The 21383-nt window shown below is 69.4% G+C and carries 18 protein-coding genes; 3 read left to right on the top strand and 15 right to left on the bottom strand.

The window, feature by feature from the left end; translation table 11 throughout:
* Positions 1–4 precede the first annotated feature (4 nt).
* Genes ACZ6DL_RS05975 through ACZ6DL_RS05965 form a run of 3 tightly spaced genes read right to left on the bottom strand, consistent with a single transcriptional unit; the run spans position 5 to position 2559 of the window.
* Positions 5–1528 (bottom strand): ArnT family glycosyltransferase, encoded by a 1524-nt coding sequence (locus ACZ6DL_RS05975; protein WP_466049269.1) that lies wholly within the window; start codon positions 1526–1528, stop codon positions 5–7.
* Positions 1521–2156: a TetR/AcrR family transcriptional regulator gene (locus tag ACZ6DL_RS05970; RefSeq protein WP_466049267.1), complete on the bottom strand. Its 636-nt coding sequence runs from the start codon at positions 2154–2156 to the stop codon at positions 1521–1523. Before ACZ6DL_RS05970 ends, ACZ6DL_RS05975 begins: the two co-directional genes overlap by 8 nt.
* 37 nt (positions 2157–2193) lie before the next feature.
* Entirely contained in the window at positions 2194–2559 is a 366-nt protein-coding gene (locus tag ACZ6DL_RS05965; protein ID WP_396978562.1) for a nuclear transport factor 2 family protein, read from the bottom strand.
* Between the two features lie 104 nt (positions 2560–2663).
* Here ACZ6DL_RS05965 and ACZ6DL_RS05960 point away from each other — a divergent pair, with 104 nt between their 5' ends.
* A complete protein-coding gene (locus ACZ6DL_RS05960) occupies positions 2664–3674 on the top strand; it encodes an RNA polymerase subunit sigma-70 (RefSeq protein ID WP_466049266.1) in 1011 nt (336 codons plus the stop codon).
* A gap of 81 nt (positions 3675–3755) precedes the next feature.
* Here the strand turns inward: ACZ6DL_RS05960 and arc are convergent, their stop codons facing one another.
* A complete protein-coding gene (gene arc / locus ACZ6DL_RS05955; RefSeq protein WP_062972891.1) occupies positions 3756–5516 on the bottom strand; it encodes a proteasome ATPase in 1761 nt (586 codons plus the stop codon).
* Positions 5517–5694: 178 nt separating this feature from the next.
* Between arc and ACZ6DL_RS05950 the strand changes: the two genes are divergently transcribed.
* Positions 5695–6213, top strand: coding sequence for a WKL family lipoprotein (locus ACZ6DL_RS05950; RefSeq protein ID WP_466049264.1), 519 nt, complete (start codon positions 5695–5697; stop codon positions 6211–6213).
* A gap of 40 nt (positions 6214–6253) precedes the next feature.
* On the opposite strand, the gene ACZ6DL_RS05945 is transcribed toward ACZ6DL_RS05950, so the two are convergent.
* Entirely contained in the window at positions 6254–7087 is an 834-nt protein-coding gene (locus ACZ6DL_RS05945) for a tRNA (adenine-N1)-methyltransferase (RefSeq protein WP_466049263.1), read from the bottom strand.
* A gap of 75 nt (positions 7088–7162) precedes the next feature.
* On the opposite strand from ACZ6DL_RS05945, the gene ACZ6DL_RS05940 reads away from it, so the two are divergent.
* Positions 7163–8074, top strand: a complete 912-nt coding sequence (locus ACZ6DL_RS05940) for a RecB family exonuclease (RefSeq protein WP_466049261.1) — start codon at positions 7163–7165, stop codon at positions 8072–8074.
* A 55-nt stretch (positions 8075–8129) separates the two neighbouring features.
* Here the strand turns inward: ACZ6DL_RS05940 and ACZ6DL_RS05935 are convergent, their stop codons facing one another.
* From ACZ6DL_RS05935 to metH, 10 genes are all read right to left on the bottom strand, one after another.
* Positions 8130–9329, bottom strand: a complete 1200-nt coding sequence (locus tag ACZ6DL_RS05935) for a YeiH family protein (RefSeq protein ID WP_466049260.1) — start codon at positions 9327–9329, stop codon at positions 8130–8132.
* Positions 9329–9463, bottom strand: coding sequence for a hypothetical protein (locus ACZ6DL_RS05930; RefSeq protein WP_466049259.1), 135 nt, complete (start codon positions 9461–9463; stop codon positions 9329–9331). Before ACZ6DL_RS05930 ends, ACZ6DL_RS05935 begins: the two co-directional genes overlap by 1 nt.
* Before the next feature lie 113 nt (positions 9464–9576).
* On the bottom strand, positions 9577–10428 hold the full coding sequence (gene hisG, locus ACZ6DL_RS05925; protein WP_040867212.1) for an ATP phosphoribosyltransferase: 852 nt from the start codon (positions 10426–10428) through the stop codon (positions 9577–9579).
* A gap of 44 nt (positions 10429–10472) precedes the next feature.
* Positions 10473–10754 carry a phosphoribosyl-ATP diphosphatase gene (locus ACZ6DL_RS05920; RefSeq protein WP_174315390.1) on the bottom strand — a complete coding sequence of 94 codons (282 nt, stop codon included), beginning with the start codon at positions 10752–10754 and terminating at the stop codon, positions 10473–10475.
* Positions 10755–10856: 102 nt separating this feature from the next.
* On the bottom strand, positions 10857–12671 hold the full coding sequence (locus ACZ6DL_RS05915) for a choline/carnitine O-acyltransferase (protein ID WP_466049257.1): 1815 nt from the start codon (positions 12669–12671) through the stop codon (positions 10857–10859).
* On the bottom strand, positions 12668–13504 hold the full coding sequence (locus tag ACZ6DL_RS05910; protein WP_466049256.1) for a class I SAM-dependent methyltransferase: 837 nt from the start codon (positions 13502–13504) through the stop codon (positions 12668–12670). The genes ACZ6DL_RS05915 and ACZ6DL_RS05910 overlap by 4 nt, the downstream gene beginning before the upstream one ends.
* Before the next feature lie 44 nt (positions 13505–13548).
* Complete coding sequence (locus ACZ6DL_RS05905) at positions 13549–14412, bottom strand: HalD/BesD family halogenase (protein WP_466049255.1); 864 nt, start codon at positions 14410–14412, stop codon at positions 13549–13551.
* Positions 14413–14571: 159 nt separating this feature from the next.
* Positions 14572–15243, bottom strand: a complete 672-nt coding sequence (locus ACZ6DL_RS05900) for an HAD family hydrolase (RefSeq protein ID WP_466049253.1) — start codon at positions 15241–15243, stop codon at positions 14572–14574.
* 302 nt (positions 15244–15545) lie between these two features.
* The gene (locus tag ACZ6DL_RS05895; protein WP_466049252.1) at positions 15546–17357 is read right to left on the bottom strand and encodes a serine/threonine-protein kinase; all 1812 of its coding nucleotides are present in this window, start codon (positions 17355–17357) and stop codon (positions 15546–15548) included.
* Positions 17358–17707: 350 nt separating this feature from the next.
* Positions 17708–21304, bottom strand: coding sequence for a methionine synthase (gene metH / locus ACZ6DL_RS05890; RefSeq protein WP_466049250.1), 3597 nt, complete (start codon positions 21302–21304; stop codon positions 17708–17710).
* Positions 21305–21383: the final 79 nt, after the last annotated feature.

Raw genomic sequence — 21383 nt, 5'->3', positions numbered from 1 at the left:
GCGATCAGTTCAGCCGCAACATGTCCGGCCAGGCACGCGACCACGGCGCACGCGGTTGCGCACAGTGCCAGATGGTGACGCCCCGGGTGACACCGGGGTACCCGAGCCGGGCGTCGATCTGCCCCGCGGCGGTGACCTCGGCACAGTGCGCGCGCACGTCGGTCTCGGCGCCGCCCACCCACAGCACCGTCGCGGCCGTGTCCGGCGGGGTGCCGAAGTAAGCGAAGCCACGATTCGGGCTGTAGACGGCGGGCAGGCCGTACACGGCGCGATCGATGTCCAAAGCGCTTGCCTGCCAATACGAATCGGCGATCACCACGGCCGACGCTCGTTCCGGCTCGGGCAGCGCGCGGTAGGCCGCCGCGGTCCCGGCCGCGAGTTCCGACCAGCCGAATCGTCCGTAGAGCGCGATTTCCAGGCCCGCCTGGGCTTGCGTGTCGACCGGTTCGATATCGCTCTGGGCTCGCAGTGGGAGGGAGAACACCACCAGGGCGACGGACAGTGCGAGCAACGGCACGGTGACGATCGTGCGCGCGCGGTGCCGGTTCTCGGTCCACCGCACCGCCCCCGCCGCGATCAGCACTCCGTAGCAGCCCGCCGCGTAATACGGACGGCCGTTCGTCGCGACGAAGGCCACGCTCAGCACTATCGGCAGCAGTCCGAGGAACCGATAGGGACGCCAGGCCTCCGTCCGCAGCAGCGTCCACATCCCGTAGACCAGCAGCAGGCCGCCGAGCAGACCGGCGGCGGCGAGTGCCAGCGGCAGCCAGACGGAGCGCCCGCCGATCGTGGCCTGCTCCGCGGCGACCGTCCCACCCATTCGCAACTGCGGCCACCCGTGCGCCGCCTGCCACACCAGGCTCGGCGCCGCGGTCAGCACGACGACGACCGCGCCGCACCACAGCGCGGGGCGGCGCAGCAGCTCACGTGGTCCGTAGATCACCACCCCGGTCGCGAGTGCGATCCAGAAGAACGGAATCAGCCACTTGACCTGCATGTCCACCGCGGTGACCAGTGCCGCGGCGACCAGCAGGCCGTCGCGGCGGGTGCGGACCCAACGGACCACCAGCCAGCTCACCACCACCCACAGCGCCGTGTCGATCGTGTTGGTGGCCAGTTGATCGCCCTGTACCAGCAGGAACGGCGAGGTGGCGTAGGCGGCCGTGGCCAGCACCTGCGCCGCGCGGCCGCCTCCGAACTCCCTGGCGATCTGGGCGGTGACCACCACCGCCGCCACGGTGACGAATACGGCCGGAAGACGCAGCGCCGTCAAGGAATCCGGGGCGAGCAGATCCATCATCCGGGCGATCGCGGGCAGCAAGGGCCCCTGATCGGCATAGCTGACTACGAGCCTGCGGCCCGCGGCGACGAAATACAGCTCGTCGCCGAAGAATCCATACCGCCCGATCGAGGCCAGCAGTGCCAGCGTGCCGAGCGCCGTCACAGCGCCGACTCCGCCGAAGGCGAACGGCGGCAGCGGTTCGCCGGAATCCGCCTGTCGCCGTGGCGGATCCAGCCCTTCAGTCATGCCCGCCCGCCTTCCGCGTCGCCGTGTCGAACAACCTGCGCAGATGAGCCGAGTAGGCGTCCATCGCGAAATCCGGCTCTCGCACGGCGCGCCCGGCCGCACCGTCGATGGCGTCGCGGATCGACTTGGCCATCAACAGCGGATCGAACTCGCCGAACTCTCCGGTGCGCTGCCCTTCGGTCATGATGTCGACCAGCGGTGCGATGATGTCGCGTTCCCCGTCGGCGGAGGCGAACTTCGGTCTGCCCTCCGCGTCGCGCAAATTCGTCACGACCTCCACCAGCGCGGCCACGTAGGTCGTGTTCGCTTCGATGAAGCCGAGGTTCGCCGCGAGGTAGGCCAGCAGGCTCTCGCGCGCGCCTGCCGCCGCGCCCACCCGTGGCGCGATGTACTCCGCGGCCGAGACGTACAGCTGGATCACCAGCTGCGTCATCAACTCATCCTTGCCCGCGAAGTGGTAGGAGATGACGCCTTTGGAGATGCCCGCGTGCTCGGCGATCCGCGCCAGCGAGGCGTTGGCGTACCCGAGGTCGGAGATCACCTCCACCGCCGCGGCGATGATCTGCCTGCGCCGCGCCTCCTCGATGAACGACTTGCGTTGGCCGCCCGTACCAATTTCTGGCCGCATGGCCAAATTTTAGCACGAGCGACCTACCCCCTCCGGACTAGCGCGCGGCGGCCCGGACCGCGTCGAACGGCGCCCGGTCGAAGATGATCCGGACATAGGTGATCCGTCCATCGACCACCGTGTGCCACTCCGCGCCGGGCGCGTTCGGAACCGGAACGGTCACGGTGTCGTACATCAGCAGCGCGGTGCGGTCATCGCCGAACGACGCGAGCAAGGTCGAGTCGGTGAGGATCCGGCTGAACGGTTCGAGGAAATCGCGGAACGCAGCGGCGCCCGCGATCCGCCCGGCCGGTGCGTCACAGATGATGTCGTCGGCGACGTAGGTCATGGCGTTGCCGAAATCATGTCCGGTCCAGGCGCGATAGAACGCCAGCGAGGTCCGCAGAGCGAGGGGTTCCGACATTGTGTCTCCTTCCGGTGAGCATCGGCGCTTCGCCGTGCTGTAGGTAGTGACACCCGAAACCGACCCGATGGAACGTCCGACGACGAACTGGCACCATCGACGGCGTGCAGCAGACGACCCTGGAGCGGGCATGCGCGGGCGACGAGTCGGCGTTTCGGATCCTCACCGACCCGTACCGGCGCGAACTGGAACTGCACTGCTACCGCCTGCTCGGCTCGTTGACCGATGCCGAGGACATGGTGCAAGAGACCTTACTGGCGGCTTGGCGCGGCCTGCCGGGGTTCCAGCAGCGGTCATCGCTGCGCTCGTGGCTGTATCGCATCGCCACCAACCGATGCCTCAACGCGCTGCGCGACGCCCGTCGCCGAATGCCGCCCGAGCCGGTGCCACCGTTCTCGCCGCCCGAACCCACGCGCCGGGACGAGGTGCGCTGGTTGCAGCCATACCCCGACAGCAAGCTGGACATCGCCGACCCCGCGCCCGGTCCGGAGGCCCGCTACACGGCCACCGAAGCGGTCGAGCTGGCCTTCGTCACGGGGTTGCAGCGACTCTCGCCGCGCCAAGCCGCGATCCTGGTGCTGCGCGATGTTCTCGGTTTCCCCGTCGCCGAGGTGGCCGACCTCCTCGGCTTCACGCCTACCGTGGTCAAGGGACAGCTGCAACGCGCGCGGGCGTCGCTCGACCGGCATCGGGGTCGAACAGTCCCGCGCCGAGCCGCTCCCGACGAACACGATCTCGCACGCCGCTTCGCCTCGGCATACCTCTCGGGCGACGTCGACGGCGTGATCGCGCTGCTCACCGACGACGCGTGGCTTTCGATGCCGCCCGCGCCGCACGAGTATCAAGGCCCGGCCGCTATCGCGGAATTCCTGTCCGCTTCCTTCGCCTACAGTGGCGCGCGCCGCGTCCACCTGGTGCCGACGGGCGCCAACGGCCTGCCCGCGTTCGGCGCATACCTCGACGACGCACTGCGACCGGTGGCGACTCCGGCCGGCCTGATCGTGCTCACCCCCGCGGGCAACCGCATCGGCAGGATCACCCGTTTCCACCTCGACGCTCTCTATCCGCGGTTCGGCCTGCCCGACCACTTGCCGGCCGGCCCGCCGCCCGCGTGACCGGCGCGATTGCGCTCCGGCACGAACGGCGAAAGGACCGCGCCTCCGGAGAGACGCGGCCCTTCGTGGTCCGGCGGAACCTTACAGGTACTGACCGGTGTTCGACTCGGTGTCGATGGCGCGGCTGGCGCTGGCGTTCTTGCCGGTGACCAGCGTGCGGATGTACACGATCCGCTCACCCTTCTTGCCCGAGATGCGTGCCCAGTCATCCGGATTCGTGGTGTTGGGCAGGTCCTCGTTCTCGGAGAACTCGTCCACGATCGAATCGTAGAGATGCTGGATGCGCAGACCGGGGTTGCCGGTGTCGAGCACCGCCTTGATGGCGTACTTCTTGGAGCGGTCCACGATGTTCTGGATCATGGCGCCGGAGTTGAAGTCCTTGAAGTACAGGACCTCTTTGTCACCGTTGGCGTAGGTGACTTCCAGGAAGCGGTTGTCCTCGCTCTCGGCGTACATCCGGTCGACGACCCGTTCGATCATCGCGCGGATGCACAGGTTCTTGTCGCCGCCGAACTCGGCCAAGTCGTCGTCGTGCAGCGGCAGATGCTCGGTGAGGTACTTCGAGAAGATGTCCTGCGCCGACTCCGCGTCGGGACGCTCGATCTTGATCTTCACGTCCAGGCGGCCCGGCCGCAGGATCGCCGGATCGATCATGTCCTCACGGTTGGAGGCGCCGATCACGATGACGTTCTCCAAGCCCTCGACACCATCGATCTCCGACAGCAGCTGGGGCACCACCGTGGTCTCGACGTCCGAGGAGACGCCCGAGCCGCGGGTGCGGAAGATCGAGTCCATCTCGTCGAAGAACACGATCACCGGCGTGCCCTCGGACGCCTTCTCGCGAGCCCGCTGGAAGATGATCCGGATGTGGCGCTCGGTCTCGCCCACGAACTTGTTCAGCAGCTCGGGGCCCTTGATGTTCAGGAAGTAGGACTTGGCTTCCTTGGCATCCTCACCGCGCGCCTCGGCGATCTTCTTGGCCAGCGAGTTGGCCACCGCCTTGGCGATGAGCGTCTTGCCGCAACCGGGGGGACCGTAGAGCAGCACGCCCTTCGGCGGACGCAGCGCGTACTCGCGGAAGAGGTCCTTGTGCAGGAATGGCAGCTCCACCGCGTCGCGGATCTGCTCGATCTGCCTGCCGAGACCACCGATGTCGCCGTAGTCGACGTCGGGCACCTCTTCCAGCACGAGGTCCTCGACCTCGGCCTTGGGGATGCGCTCGAAGGCGAATCCGGCTTTCGTGTCCACCAGGAGCGAGTCGCCCGGCCGCAGCTTGCGAATGGGGGAATCGGGGTCGTCCAGGTCGTCCATCTCGGCGACCTTCGCCAGCGGGCCGGCCAGCCACACCACGCGCTCCTCGTCGGCATGGCCGACGACCAAGGCGCGACGTCCGTCGTCGAGGATCTCCCGGAGGGTGCCGATCTCGCCGACCGCGTCGTAGTGCCCGGCCTCGACGACCGTGAGCGCCTCGTTGAGACGGACGGTCTGACCGTATTCGAGCGTCGAGGTCTCGATGTTCGGTGAACACGTCAACCGCATCTTGCGACCCGAAGTGAACACGTCGACCGTCTGATCGTCGTACACACCGATCAGAATGCCGTATCCGCTCGGCGGCTGACCCAGCCGATCGACCTCCTCGCGAAGGGCCACCAACTGCTGGCGCGCTTCCTTGAGGGTGTCCATCAGCTTCGTGTTGCGAATGGTCAGCGAATCGATGCGGGCTTCCAATTCCCGTGTGCGATCCGGCGAGTCGGCGAGTTGCCTTCGGAGTGCAGCCGCTTCGGCGCGTACCGCCTCGAGCTCTCTCCAGGCCGCCGAATCCGAATTCTCGATGGGGCTCATGTGCTGCTCCTCCCAGTCCCGGTCTATCAACGCTACCGGGCGCGACCCGTTCTCGCTTTCCGACATGGTTTCGTGGTGATCACATCTGGGCCGCGATCGGCGGCCGGACCACCATGTTAGCCTGCCCTAACCCGACCCCGGCGAGCCTGCTCGCCGCCCGAGCCGAAAGGTTGCCACCATGCTCCTTCCCGCGAGAACCCTGCGTGTTTCCCTTGCCACCGCCGCCGCGGCGCTGGCGATCTCCGGCGCGTTGACGGCGTGCGGCTCCGACGACGACTCTTCCACCAGCGCGGCGACCTCCGCCACCGTCAGCGCCGCCGCGTCGGGTACCCATGATCACGGCGACCATGCGACCGGCGCGCCGACCGCCGAGACTTTGCAGGCGATGCTGGTCAAGCTCGCCGATCCGAATGTACCCACCGCGGAGAAGTCCAAGCTGATCGTCAACGGTGACAAGCGCACCGCGAACATCGACCAGATGAACGCCGGCCTGCAGGGCTACACGCTGACCTTCGCCGTCGCCGACCTCACCACCCAGGGCCACACCGCGAACGCGCAGGTGACCATCAGCTCGCCGCACGGCGCCGCCCCGGCCGTCCCGTTGACCTGGGAAAATGTCGACGGCACCTGGAAGCTGTCGGATGCGAGCGGCTGTCTGCTGCTCGGCTTCGCGCAGGCGCCCTGCGTCCCGGTCTGAGTCCGGGGCGCCGATCACCCCCGTCGCCGCCCTGCCGCGCTCAGCCCTTCGACGGCCTGCGCTGCGGCTTGGGCGTGACGGTGCCCTCGGCTAGCCTGCGGGCGCTGACCAGGAAGGCGGTGTGACCCTGCATGCGATGTTCGGGCCGCACGGCCAGGCCGACCACGTGCCACGGGCGCACCAGCGACTCCCAGGAGCGCGGCTCGGTCCAGCACTCCTGCTCGCGCAGCGCTTCGACCACCTTGGACAACTGCGTCACGGTGGCCACGTAGACGATCAGCACGCCGCCGGGCACCAGCGCCTTCGACACCGTCGGTAGCGCGTCCCACGGCGCGAGCATGTCCAGCACGGCGCGGTCGACCGGCTCTCCGGTGTAGTCGGCCACGTCGCCGACGGTCAGCGACCAGTTCGCCGGGCGCTCGCCGAAGAACGTCTCCACGTTGCGGACCGCGTGCTCGGCGTGGTCGGCGCGGATCTCGTAGGACACCACCTGCCCCTGCGGCCCGACCGCCCGCAGTAGCGAGCAGGTCAGCGCACCGGACCCCGCGCCTGCCTCGAGCACGCGGGCCCCGGGGAACACGTCGCCCTCGTGCACGATCTGCGCGGCGTCCTTGGGGTAGATCACCGCGGCCCCGCGCGGCATGGACAGCACGTAGTCGATCAGCAGCGGACGCAGCGCGAGGTAGGGTGTGCCGTTGGTGGAGTGCACCACGCTGCCCTCGTCGGCGCCGATCAGGCTGTCGTGCTTGATCCCGCCGCGATGGGTGTGGAACTCCTTGCCCGGCTCCAAGACCACCGTGTACAGGCGCCCCTTGGCATCGGTCAGCTGCACCCGGTCACCGATGGTGAATGGCCCGGTCCGTCTGGCCGTCATGAATCTCCGTTCCGCTGGTTGGAATCCGTGCTGTCCGGCACCGGCGTGTCGGTACCGCCGGATAGCCTGCCAGGTATGTGCTCGCCCGTGTCCACGCCCCCTGCCGACGACGCGCGGACCTCCGAGCCCGACGCGACGGCGAGCCGCGCCCGGCCCGCGCTGTCGCCTTCCCGGGCAATGGATTTCAAGCAGTGTCCGCTGAAATACCGGTTCCGGGCGATCGATCGGATACCTGAGCAGCCGTCGGTGCACGCGGTGCGCGGCACGGTGGTCCACGCCGTGCTGGAGGATCTCTACGGGCTGCCCGCGGCCGAGCGCGTGCCCGAGCGCGCCGAGGCCCTGGTCCCCGCGGCGTGGGCGCGGGTGCTCGCCGAGCAGCCGGAGGTCGCGGAGCTCATCGCCGGCGAGCGGCTCGACGTCTTCCTCGGCGAGGTGCGCGCACTGGTGCGCCGCTACTACCGGCTGGAGGATCCGACGCGTTTCGACCCGGAATCGCGCGAGGCGCGGGTGGAGGTCGAACTCGCCGACGGCGCGCTGCTGCGCGGCTTCGTCGACCGGATCGACATCGCGCCGAACGGCGCCCTGCGCGTCGTCGATTACAAGACCGGTCGCGTACCGGGGCCGACGCACGAGACCAAGGCGCTGTTCCAGCTGAAGTTCTACGCGCTGGTGGTCCTGCGCACCCGCGGCCTGGTGCCCGCCCAGCTACGGCTGATCTACCTGGCCGACGAGCAGATCCTCACCTACGCCCCCGATGAGCAGGAGTTGCTGCGCTTCGAGCGCACGCTCTCCGCGCTGTGGGCGGCCATCTTGGAGGCGGGCCGCACCGGCGACTTCCCGCCGAACACCGGCCGGATGTGCTCGTACTGCGACTACAAGCCCTTGTGCCCGGCGTTCGGCGGCACGCCACCCCCCTACCCCGGCTGGCCGAGCGGCGGCGCGGCCGAGTCCCCGGACGAGACCCTGGCCGAAGCCGTCTCGGACTGATCCCGCGGCCCGGGCCGGGCACGCGGCGGGCGGCTCGGATCGCTCGCGAGTCGCCTCAGGCGGTGAAGTCGTGGAACAACAGCACCGAAAGCCCCAGCCCCACCGCGAGATTCACGACCGCCGCCGATCCGAACACCACGACCGGCCGCCAGCCCGCTTCGCGCAGTCCGCGCAGCGAGAACTCCAAGCCGATGGAGACGAACGCGAAGATCAGGAACCAGGTGCGCAGATCGTTGACGATCGCGATGTGCGCCGCGCCCGACTTCTTGTCCGCCGATTGCAGGTACAGCGTGCCGATGATCGAGGCGGCGATGAAGCCGAGCACGAACTTCGGGAACCGCTCCCAGAACTGGCGCGCCGAGGGCCGCACCGCGCCGGGCACGCGCTCGACGCGCAGCGTGAAGTACGCGGTCAGCGCGATCGCGACGACGCCGATCAATGCGTTCTGCGTGGTCTTCACGATCGTGGCGATCTGCAGTGCCTGCTCCCCCGCGATCGCGCCCGAGGCCGCGACCGCCGCGGTGGTGTCGATGTTGCCGCCGATCCAGGCGCCCGCGACCGCGTCCGGCAACCCGAGCACCTCCGCCAGCCAGGGCAGCAGGAAGATCGAGGGCAGGGCGAAGACGATCACCAGCGACGCCGCGTAGGCGATCTGCTCGCGCCGCGCCTGCACCGCGCCCGCCGCGGCGATGGCCGCGCTGACACCACAGATCGACACCGCCGAGGACAGCAGCGCGCGCAGCTTGTCGTCCAGGCCGAGCCGCCCGCCCAGCCACCATGTGAACCCGAACACGGCCGTGATCAGCAGCAGCGCTTGCACGATCGACGGGCCCGCGGCGGTGACGAGGATCTTCAGGTTGATCGACGCGCCGAGCAGCACCACGCCGGTCTTGATGAAGAACTCGGTGCGGAAGCCCGCCGAAAGCCGATCGCGCAGGGCGAGTTTCGTCAATACGAGGTTGCCGATCAAGCCGAGTGCGATGGCGTACACCGGGTATTCGATCGACTTGGCGACCCGCTGGAACGGAGTGTCCACCGCCCACCGCGGAACGTGCGTCTCGAAGTATCGGGTGAGCGCACCCAACACGACGACAACCGCGACACCGGCCGCGATGGCCGCGGCCGACGGACGGGACACCGCCTGCACCGCTTCGGTTTCCGAGGACGGGACCTCGGCCCGCACCGGGTCCGGGCCGAGCCCGTCGCCGGTGGGCGCTTTCGGATCCTTCGCCGCTTCGGCGCCGGTCGCGGCCATCACGGCACCAACCGATCCGGAATCACGCCGAGCAGGACCAGCGCGATCAGCACCAGCCCGGCGATGGCCGCCAGCCAATCCTCGTTCCAGGTGAAGGTGCTGCCCGACTGCTCCTCGGGTGGTGACTGTGCCACGGGGACTCCTTGCGTTTCCTCATCGAGAGGCCGCACGGTAGCAACACGCGGTCACAGCGCACACCGATTGCGCTCAGCCTGAGCGGATCAGGCGTATCGGACGCATCCGGCGATCAGAATGCGCGGCAGGAGCGTATGTCGGTGGCCAGGATGGCTTTGGCGCCCAGATCGGCCAGCTGGTCCATCAGCTCATTGCTCTGTTTGCGCGGAACGAGCGCCCGCACGGCCATCCAGCCGGTATCGGCCAGCGGCGCGACGGTGGGCGACTCCAGCCCAGGGGTGATGACGAACGCCTCGTCGAGCAGTTCCTTCGGGCAGTCGTAGTCCAGCATGACGTACTGCTGGGCGAAGACCACGCCCTGGATCCGGGCGACGAGCTGGTTGCGCGCCCGGTCGCCCTGGTCGGCGTCCTTGCGTTCGACCAGCACACCCTCCGAATCGCACAGCGATTCACCGAAGGCCACCAGATTGTGCTGGCGCAGCGTGCGCCCCGAGCCGACGACATCGGCGATCGCGTCGGCGACGCCGAGCTGGATGGAGATCTCCACCGCGCCGTCGAGGCGGATCACCTCGGCCTCGATGCCCCGGCGGCGCAGATCGCTCAGCACCAGGTTCGGGTAGGAGGTGGCGATCCGCTTGTCGTAGAGGTCCTCGACCTTCCACTCCCGCCCGGCGGGGGCGGCGTAGCGGAAGGTGGAGCGGCCGAACCCGAGGGCGAGTCGTTCCTGCACCGGCGCGCCGGAATCCAGCGCGAGGTCACGTCCGGTGATCCCGAGATCGAGTTCTCCGGAGCCGACGTAGATGGCGATGTCCTTGGGCCGCAGGAAGAAGAACTCGACCTGATTGGCCGGGTCGAGAACGGTCAGATCACGCGAATCGGTGCGCTTGCGGTAGCCCGCTTCCGCGAGGATCGAGACGGCGGATTCGGACAGGGCGCCTTTGTTGGGAACTGCGACGCGCAGCATGGGAGGAGTCCTTTCGGGAGGAGAAACGGGGTGTCGGACGGCCGTCACAGATGTCGGTACACGTCCTCGAGCTTCAGCCCGCGGCCCACCATCAGCACCTGCACCCAATACAGCAGCTGGGAGATCTCCTCGGCGAGCGACTCGTCGCTCTCGTGTTCGGCGGCCAGCCACACCTCACCGGCCTCCTCGAGCACCTTCTTACCCTGGGTATGCACGCCGGCGTCCAGCGCGGCAACGGTTCCGGACCCCTCGGGGCGGTTGACCGCACGATCCTGCAGCTCGGCGAACAGGGATTCGAAGTTCTTCACGATGAGCCATTGTTTCAGACCCGGATGCGGGCCCGTTGCTCCGGCCCACGATGGCTGGGAACGGCGACCGCCCGGCTCCCCCGCCCCGGGCGGGGTGCGGAGGAACCGGGCGGAGGGCGCCTAGTTCGCGGCGAGCAACGCCTGCAGATCGGCGACCGCCGTGCGAAGGTGGTCGGCGAAGGCGTACATCTGGTCGGCGACCGGCTTCGGGGTGGCCAGATAAAGATTCCAGCGGTCCGGCAGCAGGACGTAGGCGATGCCGATGCACCGGGAGCTGGTGGAGCCGAAACCGAAGTAGCGGATGTTGACCGACGGCGCCGAGCTGGTGCTCAAGTAGTCGTCGCGCATGATCGTCCAGCCCGGGCTGTCGTAGAGCGGGATCGGGTCGGTGACGCCCAGCTCCGCGCCGCGACGGCGCTGGATCCACTGCAGTTCCCACAGGTGCTGCTCGGGGGCGGCCCCGGTCTGGCACTGCTTGGCCCGTTCCACGTGCGCGGCGGCCGCCGTCCGCGCCGCGGCGAGCCGGGCCTCGGCGCCCGCGTCCGGGTCCTGCATCGCGTCCACGAAGGCGATCATCTCCGGGGTGACCACCCGCATGGCCTCGGTGCGGCCGTTGCGGTACTGCCTGGTCGCGATGGACTCGTAGGTGGCGCCGGTCAGCCCCTTGCTGCGCCGATGGGCCAGCTGGTAGCTCAGTTGCGCGAACGCGTCCGGTGAGATGCCCAACGCCTTGGCCGCGGTGGTGCCGAAGTCCGGGAACGACAGCGTCTGGGTGGCGTTCTCCGCGGCGTACCGGGCGAAGGCGGCGCCCGCCGCCGCGATATCGCCGCGCTGCGCCTCGTCCAGCACGAACTCGATCGGCTCCACCGCGGGAAGTCCCTGCGCCTGCGCGCCGGAGCGCGTGGCGTGTTCCTGCACCGGGGTCTCCAGCAGGGCGTCCACGAACGAGAGGATCGTGGTGCCGTCGAGTCCGCAGTGTTCGACGTTGATGCCCGCCTGGCCGTCGTCGAAGACGATGAAGGACACCGATTTGTCGAACCACCGGTTCGCACTGTCACCGTGCAGCAGCTCGTCGCAGGCGTGCAGTTCGTCGCGCGGGGCGAAGTCCTCCAGGCAGACGGCGAACAGCGCGGTCTCGATGGTGTCCAGCGCCGCGGCGTTCGCCGGTTCGGCCAGCAGCCGCTGCCTGCTCTGCGCCCACTCCGCGCGGGCCTTGGTGGTGAGCTGCCCGACGGCGCTGTCGGTGCGGGCCGGGCGGGCACCCGCTTTCAGTACCGCGCGCAACCCGTCGGCGAGATCCTCCGGCGAGTACGGCGCTCCGTCCGGTCCGATCACGTCCATCCGGAACGGGCTGCCGTGGAAGAACACCACGATGTGCCGGGCCTGCGAGGGGCCCGGCCATTCCTCGCTGTAGGGGACCCGCACGGTGTCCTGCTCCACGCCGGGGATCCTGGTCTCGGAGAACAGGTACTTGTTCTGCCACATGGACAGCTGCTGTCCGCGCTGGGTCACCGGCGGGACGGTCTCCTGGTCCAGCGCCAGCTTGTAGTCCACGGCGGCGGAGATGATGCCCGCCGCGCGGTCCACCTGGGTGGCGGCGGTGGAGGCGGCCAGGGCGGTGTCGTCCCGGAACAGGAAGAAGAAGTTCGCGTTGAGGGCGATCCGGTCCCGCCTGCCCAGGTACCGCGACGGCCAGAACAGGTCCAGCCAGCTGCCGACCCCGGGCGTCGCGTCGTACTCCGCGAGCGCCGCGTGCAGCGTGCGCCCCGGCCCGCCGGGTCGCAGCAGGTCGTCGACCGCCGCCCGGGTGGCGGCGAGTTCGTCGGCGGTCAGCAGCGGTTCGCACCACTGCAGGAACCGCCCACAGCTGTCCTCCAGCGTCGGCAGGGGCACCCGGGGCAGGTGGTCGTCGGCGGCGAAGGTGCGTTCGGTCAATGCGAGTCCTCGGTGTCGGCGTGATGTTTCGGCAGCGGCCTGGACACGTACAGGTTGGCATACAACCATCCCCGGTCTTCCCGGCCGGTCGTGTCGATTCCGTTGACGGACAGGGTGTTCAGCACCTGCGCCTGCTCGGCCGGTGAGGCGAACCTGCGTTGCTCGTACAACCCCGGCGCCTGCTCGGTCCGGTAGCCGAGCGCGGCGAGTTCCGCCTCGATCGGTGCGAAGTCGAACATGCGCAATACGAAGTGTGCCATCCACGGCCGCCTGCGCGGGTGCGCGGTGGCCACACGAGTCAAGGTCTTCTCGGTGACGTAGCCGATACAGCCGGTGGAGACGACCAGATCGGCGGTCGCCAGCAGGGCGCGCTGTTCGTCGGTCGGTTCGCCGGACTCCAGATCGGCGTGCACCACGTCGTGCAGGAGCCCGGCCTCCCGCGCGTAGTCGAGGGCGGGGCGGGACGCGTCCATGCCGAGGAAACGCACGTCGTCCGCCACGGCCCGCGCCGCGACGCGGGCCAGGTCGCGCCGGATCAGACCGGCCCGATCGATGTCGGCCACGGCGTAGTGCTCGGCCAGTTCGCCGATCGTGGTCTCGAAACGCAACAGCGCCGCGTTCACGCCGTAGGAGCAGCCGATGTCGAGCACGGTCGGCACGGCGACCCGCGCGGAGGCGCGGAACTCCCGAATCTGCTGCTGGAAGAACGGTTTCGCCAGTTCCGGAATGCGGTAGTCCAGATCGGACATACGCGCGTAGTACGCGCGCGGATCGGGGCGGTCGTAGATGTCGTCGAAAGACGCTTTCCCGGTCGTGTGTAACGGCACTGGCACTGTCGGTCCTCTCGGGTCGAGCTCGGTCAGTCGAGCCGTTCGGCTCAGTCGAGCAGTCGATCGCCCCGCACGGCAGCGGCCGCGGCGGCTAGGTGGTCGGGAAGCACGCGGCCGAACAACTGCCGGGTACGTTCCACCGTGCCGACCATTCCGGGACGATCGGTGTAGGCGAAAATGGCCGAATGGCGCTGGCGCGCACCGCCCACGGGTGAGACGCGGTGCAACGAGAAGCGACCCTGGAACAGCTGCAGGTCGCCAGGGCGCAGTTCGAGCCGCTGGACGAAACGCTCGCCGTTGCCGGTCAGCACGGCGCGGACGTCGTCGAGGTTTTCCGCCTCGGGTGTGCGGATAGCGGGGCAGTACTCGAAGACGCCACCGTCCTCGGCGGGCTGGGTCAGCATCGAGACGGTGAATTCGTTCGTGTCGAAATGCCAGGGATGCGACATCCCCGGCGCGACGACGTTGAGGCACAGGCCGGCGAGCGGATCGGCGAACTCGTGCAATTCGGCCAATCCGAAGCAGTCGGCGACGAACCGCTGGAACAGCTCGTCGGTGTAGAGCCGGTGGATCAGCGCGTCGGCGGGGATGCGGTCGCGCGGCACGAAGGCGTTACCCCGCTCCAGCACGATCCGGCCCGGATGATTCTCCGGCAGTTCGGCGTCCAGGGGAATGTTGTAGGCGTTGACCCGCTCGACCTCGTAGTGCGCGTGCGGAGCCATCAGCTCACCCTGCGTCCGCAGGGTCTCGGTGAGTTCCGGGCGGACGAACCCGCGCAACACGGTGCAGCCGGTGTCGGCCAGATCGGCACGGGCGCGCCGGACCGCTCCCCGCAGCGTGGGCCCGTCCGGATCCGCCAGGGGATACTGTGCGATATCTACGATCTCGTCGAGTACGCCCAACGCTGCCATGGCGTCATTTTGGTGGACCCGTCGCCGACACGCCCGGGATTCGGCGAGATTGCCGGTGATCACGGTCACACCTACTATCTGCGCGCACTCCCGTTGCGGCACAGTAACTCTCGGTTTACGTCGGCCCGCGGCGGCGCGGCGGTCGATCGCACGAACAGCTCAACGGCGTACGCGCAGAGCGTGTTCGAGATCCGCGACGGTCAGCCCGATCAGCGAATCCCGGAACACCCGCCCCGGTGTGTGCGGCACCGGGATCTCGCACGGGACCACCATCAGCGCACAGCCCGCGGCCTGCGCCGCCCGGGCGCCGGTGGGCGAGTCCTCCACCGCCACACAGTGTTCCGGACCGAGTCCGAGCAGTTCGGCGGCGCGCAGGTAGACATCCGGCTCCGGCTTGCCGTGCGCCACCTCGTCGCCGCAGACCGAGACGTCGAAGAAGTCGCGTCCCAGGGTGTCCAGACCGAATTCCGTGAGCGACCGCTTGGTATTGGTGACGAGCGCACTGGACAACCCCGCCGCGCGAACCATGGCCAGTGCGTCCTTCGCACCCGGCCGCCACGGGATGGGGCCGGTCATCAGTTCGGTCACCCGCCGCTCCAGGAACTCCCCCGCCGCCCGCAGCGAGTCGGGCGTGGGCGCGATGCCGAGGCCGGTGAACATGATCCGCAGAGCGTTCGGGCCCGACGCCCCGATCAGCGCGTGCCGGATCGCGTCGGTCATCTCGCGGCCGTGCTCGCGGGCCAGTTCACGCACCGCGACGTCCCAGAGTTTCTCCGAGTCCAGCAGCGTGCCGTCCATGTCCCAGAGCACTCCGGCCAGTCGCGCTGTCACGTTCGGTCCTTCTCCTAGATCTCGTCGATGTCATCGGCACGGCTCGGCGGGCCGTCCGCGCCCCACCGCGAAGTGGGCCCACGAACCGTACCGCCGGGCGAAGCCCCTCACCCGTGCAGCCGGATGCACCGGGTGCTGCCCAGCGTTCGTCCATCGCGCCGCGTGAGGCGGAAGCAGCCGCCCGAAGCGCACCGTCAGGCGCGCCTCCACGCCGAGCCCGAACAAGGGCCGAGGCAGCGCCCGATCGGCGCGGTCACGCCGAAGTCGCCCACAGCGGGCGCCGACCGCGATGAGGAACCGGTCTAGGTGCCCGACGCGGCGATCTGCAGCTTGGCACTGTCCCCGACGACCTCGATCCATCGGTTCTCGGAGGTCGTCGTGCCGTTCTTCAGGGTATAGGTCAGCGCGACCACCGCCCGGTTCGCACCGTTCTGCGTGACCGAGCCCACGCTCACCGAGCGGATGGAGCCCCAGAAGTTCACGTAGGAGTCGTAACCGGTCTTCGACTGGTATCCAGGGGCGAGCTGTGTCCAGGCGCCGGAGACGTTGGCGGGCAGCATGCCGTAATAGCCCTGGATGAACGAGGCGATCCGGTCGGGCGTCGGGGGCCCGGACGGGGCGGTCGTCGCGGTGGCGGTGGGGCCGGTGGTCGTCGGGGCGGGGCTCGACGTGGTGGGCTGGGGTGTGGTGCCGGGCGGCGGGGTGGTGCTCGGCGCGGGATTCGTCATCTGCGCGGGCGGGGCGGTTCCGGGTGCGGGCGGGGGCGGCGGCGCTCCCGCGGAAGTGGTCGCCGGCCCGGGCACGGGAGCGGCCGCCGGGGAGGAGGACGCCTGAGCCGGGGGTTGGGCGGGAGCTTGGGCCGGGGCCTGTCGCGGCTCCGGTCCGGCCGCGTCGGCCGTCGACGGCGCGTTCTCGGGCGCTCCGGCGGCCGGAGGCACTGCCGACGACGTCGCCGCGTCGCCGCCCTCGCTGTCGACGGTGGTCAGCGTCGCGATGATGGCGACCAGGATCAGCACCCCGACCACCGCCGCGACTTCCACGGCGATCAACCGGCCGCGCTGCCTGCCCCGCAGAACGCCCGGCAACGTCGCCGCCCGCCCTGGCCGCCTCGGCGCCGGCGGCGGCGTGACCGATTGCGGCGGGAACGGACTCGGCCCGGCGAAGGGCACGACAGCGGTGACCTCGTCGTCCACCGGCTGCTCCGGCGATACGGCAGCGGCTCGGCCGGGCAGGACGGTCGTCGCCGTGGCGGGGGCGGGAATCACTTTGGTCACCGACACGGGCAATTGTGGATCCCGGCCCGCCGCAACGGCTTCGAGGACCGCTTTCGCCTCCCGCATGGTCGGGCGGTCGGCGACGGACGGAGCGAGCAGGTACATCAGCACCGGCCCCAGCGGGCCCGCGGCCTCGGGAGGCGGGATCTCCCCTCGCGCGACCGCGTGCAGCAGGGCGAGCGGGTTGTCGCCCTCGCCGAAGGGCGGGGTGCCCTGCACCGCCGCGTACAGCGTCGAACCGAGGGCGAAGACGTCGGAAGCCGGTTCCGGATCCTCGCCGCGCGCCACCTCCGGCGACAGATAGGCCGGCGTCCCGGCGAGGAAGCCGGTGGCCGTGACCGTCACGTCGCCGACCGCGCGGGATATGCCGAAATCGGTGATCTTGACCGTGCCGTCGTCGGCGACCAGCAGGTTCGCCGGCTTCACGTCCCGGTGCATGATCCCCGCGTCGTGCGCGGCGGCCAAGGCGCTCGCCGCTTGCGCGCCGATCTCGGCGACCTCGATCGGCGGCAGCGTGCGATTGCCCGACAGTTTGGTCGCCAGGCTCGGCGCGTCCATGTACTCCATGACCAACCAGGGCTGGCCGTCCTCCTCGGCCACGTCGAACACGGTGATGGCATTCGGATGGTGCAGCCGGGCGGCGATCCGCCCCTCCCGCATGGCACGTCGCTTCGCCTCCAGCGCCGCCGACCCGGACAGCCCGGGACCGAGCAACACCTGTTTGACCGCGACGGCGCGCTGCAACCGGACATCGGTCGCTCGCCAGACCACACCCATGGCGCCGGTGCCGATCGGATCCGTGAGCCGGTACCGTCCCGCGATCAATCGATCCGCCGTCATGGTGGTGTACCTCTCCTACTCACGCGCCTAGCCGTTTCGCACTCCGCGCGTAAGCCCGCCAAGAACTCCGAAGGCGTACGCACCGAGGTGCTTCGCACCACTGAGCAGGGAAGCGAACGCATCCGCCGACTGCCCCGGATGCAGTTACAACGCCTTCGACAATGGCACATCCACCCGACAGACATCCACCTCCCGGCGCGGGCCTGGGCGATCGCCCAGGTCAACACCGCGCGCCCGCGCGCCATGACGCGCCGACGCGCACCCGATTCGCGCGAGAATCGACATCCGGCCAGGTAGCAAAGGCCCTTGGAGCGAGAGCATTTCGCTATGGCTCGCGGTGCGTCGCACGCCTACGCGTTGAAGTACTTCGCCTCCGGATGCAGCAGCACGAACGCGTCGGTGGACTGCTCCGGATGCAGCTGCAGCTCCTCCGACAGCACCACGCCGATACGATCGGCCTCGAGCAGGTCGACCAGCTTGGCGCGGTCCTCCAGGTCGGGGCAGGCACCGTAGCCGAAGGAGTAACGCGCGCCGCGGTAACCGAGCTTGAAGTACTCCAGCACGTCCGCCGGGTCGGACTCGGCGACCGCGTGACCGTCGAGCACCAGTTCCTCGCGGATGCGCCGGTGCCAGTACTCGGCGAGCGCCTCGGTGAGCTGGACGCCGATGCCGTGCACCTCCAGGTAGTCGCGGTAGCTGTCGCCCGCGAACAGCTCGTTGGCGAAGTCGGCGATCGGCTGACCCATGGTGACCAGCTGGAACGGCAGGACGTCGACCTGACCGGTGGCGCGGGCGTAGTCCCGGGAACGGATGAAGTCGGCGATGCACAGGAAACGGTCGCGCTGCTGACGCGGGAAGGTGAACCGGTACCGTTCCGGCGCGTCGGGCTCCGGTTCGGTGAGCACGATGACGTCGTCGCCTTCGGACACCGCGGGGAAGTAGCCGTACACCACCGCGGCGTGCTGCAACACGCCTTCGGTGCTCAACCGGTCCAGCCAGGCGCGCAGGCGCGGCCTGCCCTCGGTTTCCACCAGTTCCTCGTAGCTCGGTCCGTCGCCGCTCCGCTGCCCGCGCAGGCCCCACTGGCCCAGGAACAGCGCCCGCTCGTCCAGCAGACCCGCGTACTCGTGCAGGGCAAGACCTTTCACCAGCCGCGTGCCCCAGAACGGCGGCACCGGCACCGGCAGGTCGGCCGCGACGTCGGAGCGTTCGGGCACCACGACGGGCACCTCGGCCGCCCGGCGCTCCGCGGCGATCCGCTTGGAGCGCTCGTGGCGCGCTTTGCGCTCGGCGGCGCGCTCCCGCTCGGCGACGGCTTCCGGGCTGTCCGGGTCCGCTTCGCCGCCGCGCTTGCGGGTCATGATGTCGTCCATCAGCCGCAGGCCCTCGAACGCGTCGCGCGCGTAGTGCACGTCGCCCTCGTACACCGCGGTGAGATCGTTCTCCACGTACGACCGGGTGAGGGCCGCGCCGCCGAGCAGCACGGGGAACTGCTCGGCAACGCCCTTGGCGTTGAGTTCCTCGAGGTTCTCCTTCATCACCACCGTCGACTTCACCAGCAGGCCGGACATGCCGATGACGTCGGCCTTCTTGTCCACCGCCGCGTCCAGGATGGTGGCGATCGGCTGCTTGATGCCGAGATTGACCACCTCGTAGCCGTTGTTCGACAGGATGATGTCCACCAGGTTCTTGCCGATGTCGTGCACGTCGCCCTTGACGGTGGCCAGCACGATGCGGCCCTTGCCGCTGTCGTCGGTGGCCTCCATATGCGGCTCCAGGTACGCGACGGCGGCCTTCATCACCTCGGCGGACTGCAACACGAACGGCAGCTGCATCTGACCGGAGCCGAACAGCTCACCGACCGTCTTCATCCCGGCGAGCAAGGTCTCGTTGATGATCTGCAGCGGCGGCACCTCGGTCATGGCCGCGTCGAGGTCGGCCTCCATCCCCGCTCGTTCACCGTCGACGATCCGCCGCTCCAGCCGCTCGAACAGCGGCAGCGCGGCCAGTTCCTCCGCCCGCGACGCCTTCGACGATGAGGTGGAGACGCCTTCGAACAGCGCCATCAGTTTCTGCAGCGGGTCGTAGTCCTCGGCGCGGCGGTCGTACACCAGATCCAGCGCGGTTTCGCGCTGCTCGTCCGGGATCCGGCTGATGGGGAGGATCTTCGAGGCGTGCACGATCGCGGAGTCCAGACCGGCCTCGACGCATTCGTGCATGAAGACCGAGTTGAGCACCTGCCGGGCCGCCGGGTTGAGACCGAAAGAGATGTTGGACAGACCCAGGGTGGTCTGCACCTGGGGATGGCGGCGCTTGAGCTCGCGGATGGCCTCGATGGTCTCCAGCCCGTCGCGGCGCGACTCCTCCTGGCCGGTGCCGAGGGTGAAGGTGAGTGTGTCGATGATGATGTCGCTCTCCGACAGCCCCCAGTTGCCGGTGATGTCGGCGATCAACCGCTCGGCGATCTCCACCTTCTTCGCCGCGGTGCGGGCCTGGCCCTCCTCGTCGATGGTCAGCGCCACCACCGCGGCGCCGTGCTCGGCGACCAGCCGCATGGTCTGCTGGAAACGCGAGTCGGGGCCGGCGCCGTCCTCGTAGTTCACCGAGTTGACCGCGCAACGCCCGCCGAGATGTTCCAGCCCGGCCTGCAACACCGGGGCCTCGGTGGAGTCGAGCATGATCGGCAGCGTCGAGGCGGTGGCCAGCCGGGCGGCCAGCTCCCTCATGTCGCGGGTGCCGTCCCGGCCGACGTAGTCGACGCACAGATCGAGCATGTGCGCGCCGTCGCGGGTCTGGTCCTTGGCGATGTCCAGGCACTTCTGCCAGTCCTCGGCCAGCATGGCGTCGCGGAAGGCCTTGGAGCCGTTGGCGTTCGTGCGCTCGCCGATCATCAGGACCGAGGCGTCCTGTTCGAACGGCACCGCGGTGTACATGCTGGACACGCTCGGCTCGTGCACCGGCGCGCGCCGCTCGGCGATCGGCGGCAGGGCCCGTTCGACCTCGCGTACCGCGGCGGTGACCTGACGGATGTGCTCGGGCGTTGTCCCGCAGCAGCCGCCGACCAGGGCAAGCCCGAACTCGGTGACGAACCCGCGCAGCGCGACCGCGAGCTCCTCTGGCGTGAGCGGATACTCCGCCCCGTGGGCGCCGAGCACCGGCAGCCCGGCGTTCGGCATCACCGAGACCGGCACCTGCGCGTGCCGGGACAGGTGGCGCAGGTGTTCGCTCATCTCGTCCGGGCCGGTCGCGCAGTTCAGGCCGATCATGTCGATGCCGAGCGGCTCCAGCGCCGTCAGCGCCGCGCCGATCTCGCTGCCCACCAGCATCGTGCCGGTGGTCTCCACCGTGACGTGGGTGATGATCGGGATCCGGCGGCCCAGCTTCGCCATCGCGCGCCTGCTGCCGGTCACCGCCGCCTTCACCTGGAGCAGGTCCTGGCAGGTCTCGATGAGGATGGCGTCGGCGCCGCCGTCCAGCATGCCGAGGGCGGCCTCGGTGTAGGCGGCGCGCAGCGCGGCGAACGGGGCGTGACCGAGCGTGGGCAGCTTGGTGCCCGGCCCCATCGAACCGAGCACGTACCGTGGCGTACCGTCGGCGGACGGACCCATCTCGTCGGCGACCTCGCGGGCCAGCCTGGTGCCGCGCTCGGACAGGTCGCGGATCCGGTCGGCGATGTCGTAGTCGGCGAGGTTGGGCAGATTGCAGCCGAAGGTGTTGGTCTCGACCGCGTCGGCGCCCGCTTCGAAATAGGCGCGGTGGATGTCGCGCAGGACGTCGGGGCGGGTGTCGTTGAGGATCTCGTTACAGCCCTCCAACCCGCGGAAATCGTCCAGGGTCAGATCAGCCGCTTGCAGCATGGTGCCCATCGCACCGTCGCCGATGACGACACGGCGGCGCAGCGTGTCGAGTAGCGTGGTGTCGAACTCGGCGGGGATGGACGCAGACATGCGCTCCAGCGTAGTGGGCAGGGGGGACGTTCCAGGCCACCGCGTCGAGGCTCGGTGGCCTGGACCACACGCCCGGCGC

This window comes from Nocardia sp. NPDC041819, from assembly GCF_055590505.1.
The sequence above is the reverse complement of the archived record's forward strand: the minus strand, read 5'-3'. Positions and strand labels throughout refer to the sequence as shown.

Excerpts from the sequence above, each read along its gene's own strand:
- ACZ6DL_RS05975 (WP_466049269.1), bottom strand. The coding sequence starts at position 1,528 with ATGACTGAAGGGCTGGATCCGCCACGGCGACAGGCGGATTCCGGCGAA.
- ACZ6DL_RS05970 (WP_466049267.1), bottom strand. The coding sequence starts at position 2,156 with ATGCGGCCAGAAATTGGTACGGGCGGCCAACGCAAGTCGTTCATCGAG.
- ACZ6DL_RS05965 (WP_396978562.1), bottom strand. The coding sequence starts at position 2,559 with ATGTCGGAACCCCTCGCTCTGCGGACCTCGCTGGCGTTCTATCGCGCC.
- arc (WP_062972891.1), bottom strand. The coding sequence starts at position 5,516 with ATGAGCCCCATCGAGAATTCGGATTCGGCGGCCTGGAGAGAGCTCGAG.
- ACZ6DL_RS05950 (WP_466049264.1), top strand. The coding sequence starts at position 5,695 with ATGCTCCTTCCCGCGAGAACCCTGCGTGTTTCCCTTGCCACCGCCGCC.
- ACZ6DL_RS05945 (WP_466049263.1), bottom strand. The coding sequence starts at position 7,087 with ATGACGGCCAGACGGACCGGGCCATTCACCATCGGTGACCGGGTGCAG.
- ACZ6DL_RS05940 (WP_466049261.1), top strand. The coding sequence starts at position 7,163 with ATGTGCTCGCCCGTGTCCACGCCCCCTGCCGACGACGCGCGGACCTCC.
- ACZ6DL_RS05935 (WP_466049260.1), bottom strand. The coding sequence starts at position 9,329 with ATGGCCGCGACCGGCGCCGAAGCGGCGAAGGATCCGAAAGCGCCCACC.
- hisG (WP_040867212.1), bottom strand. The coding sequence starts at position 10,428 with ATGCTGCGCGTCGCAGTTCCCAACAAAGGCGCCCTGTCCGAATCCGCC.
- ACZ6DL_RS05905 (WP_466049255.1), bottom strand. The coding sequence starts at position 14,412 with ATGGCAGCGTTGGGCGTACTCGACGAGATCGTAGATATCGCACAGTAT.
- ACZ6DL_RS05895 (WP_466049252.1), bottom strand. The coding sequence starts at position 17,357 with ATGACGGCGGATCGATTGATCGCGGGACGGTACCGGCTCACGGATCCG.
- metH (WP_466049250.1), bottom strand. The coding sequence starts at position 21,304 with ATGTCTGCGTCCATCCCCGCCGAGTTCGACACCACGCTACTCGACACG.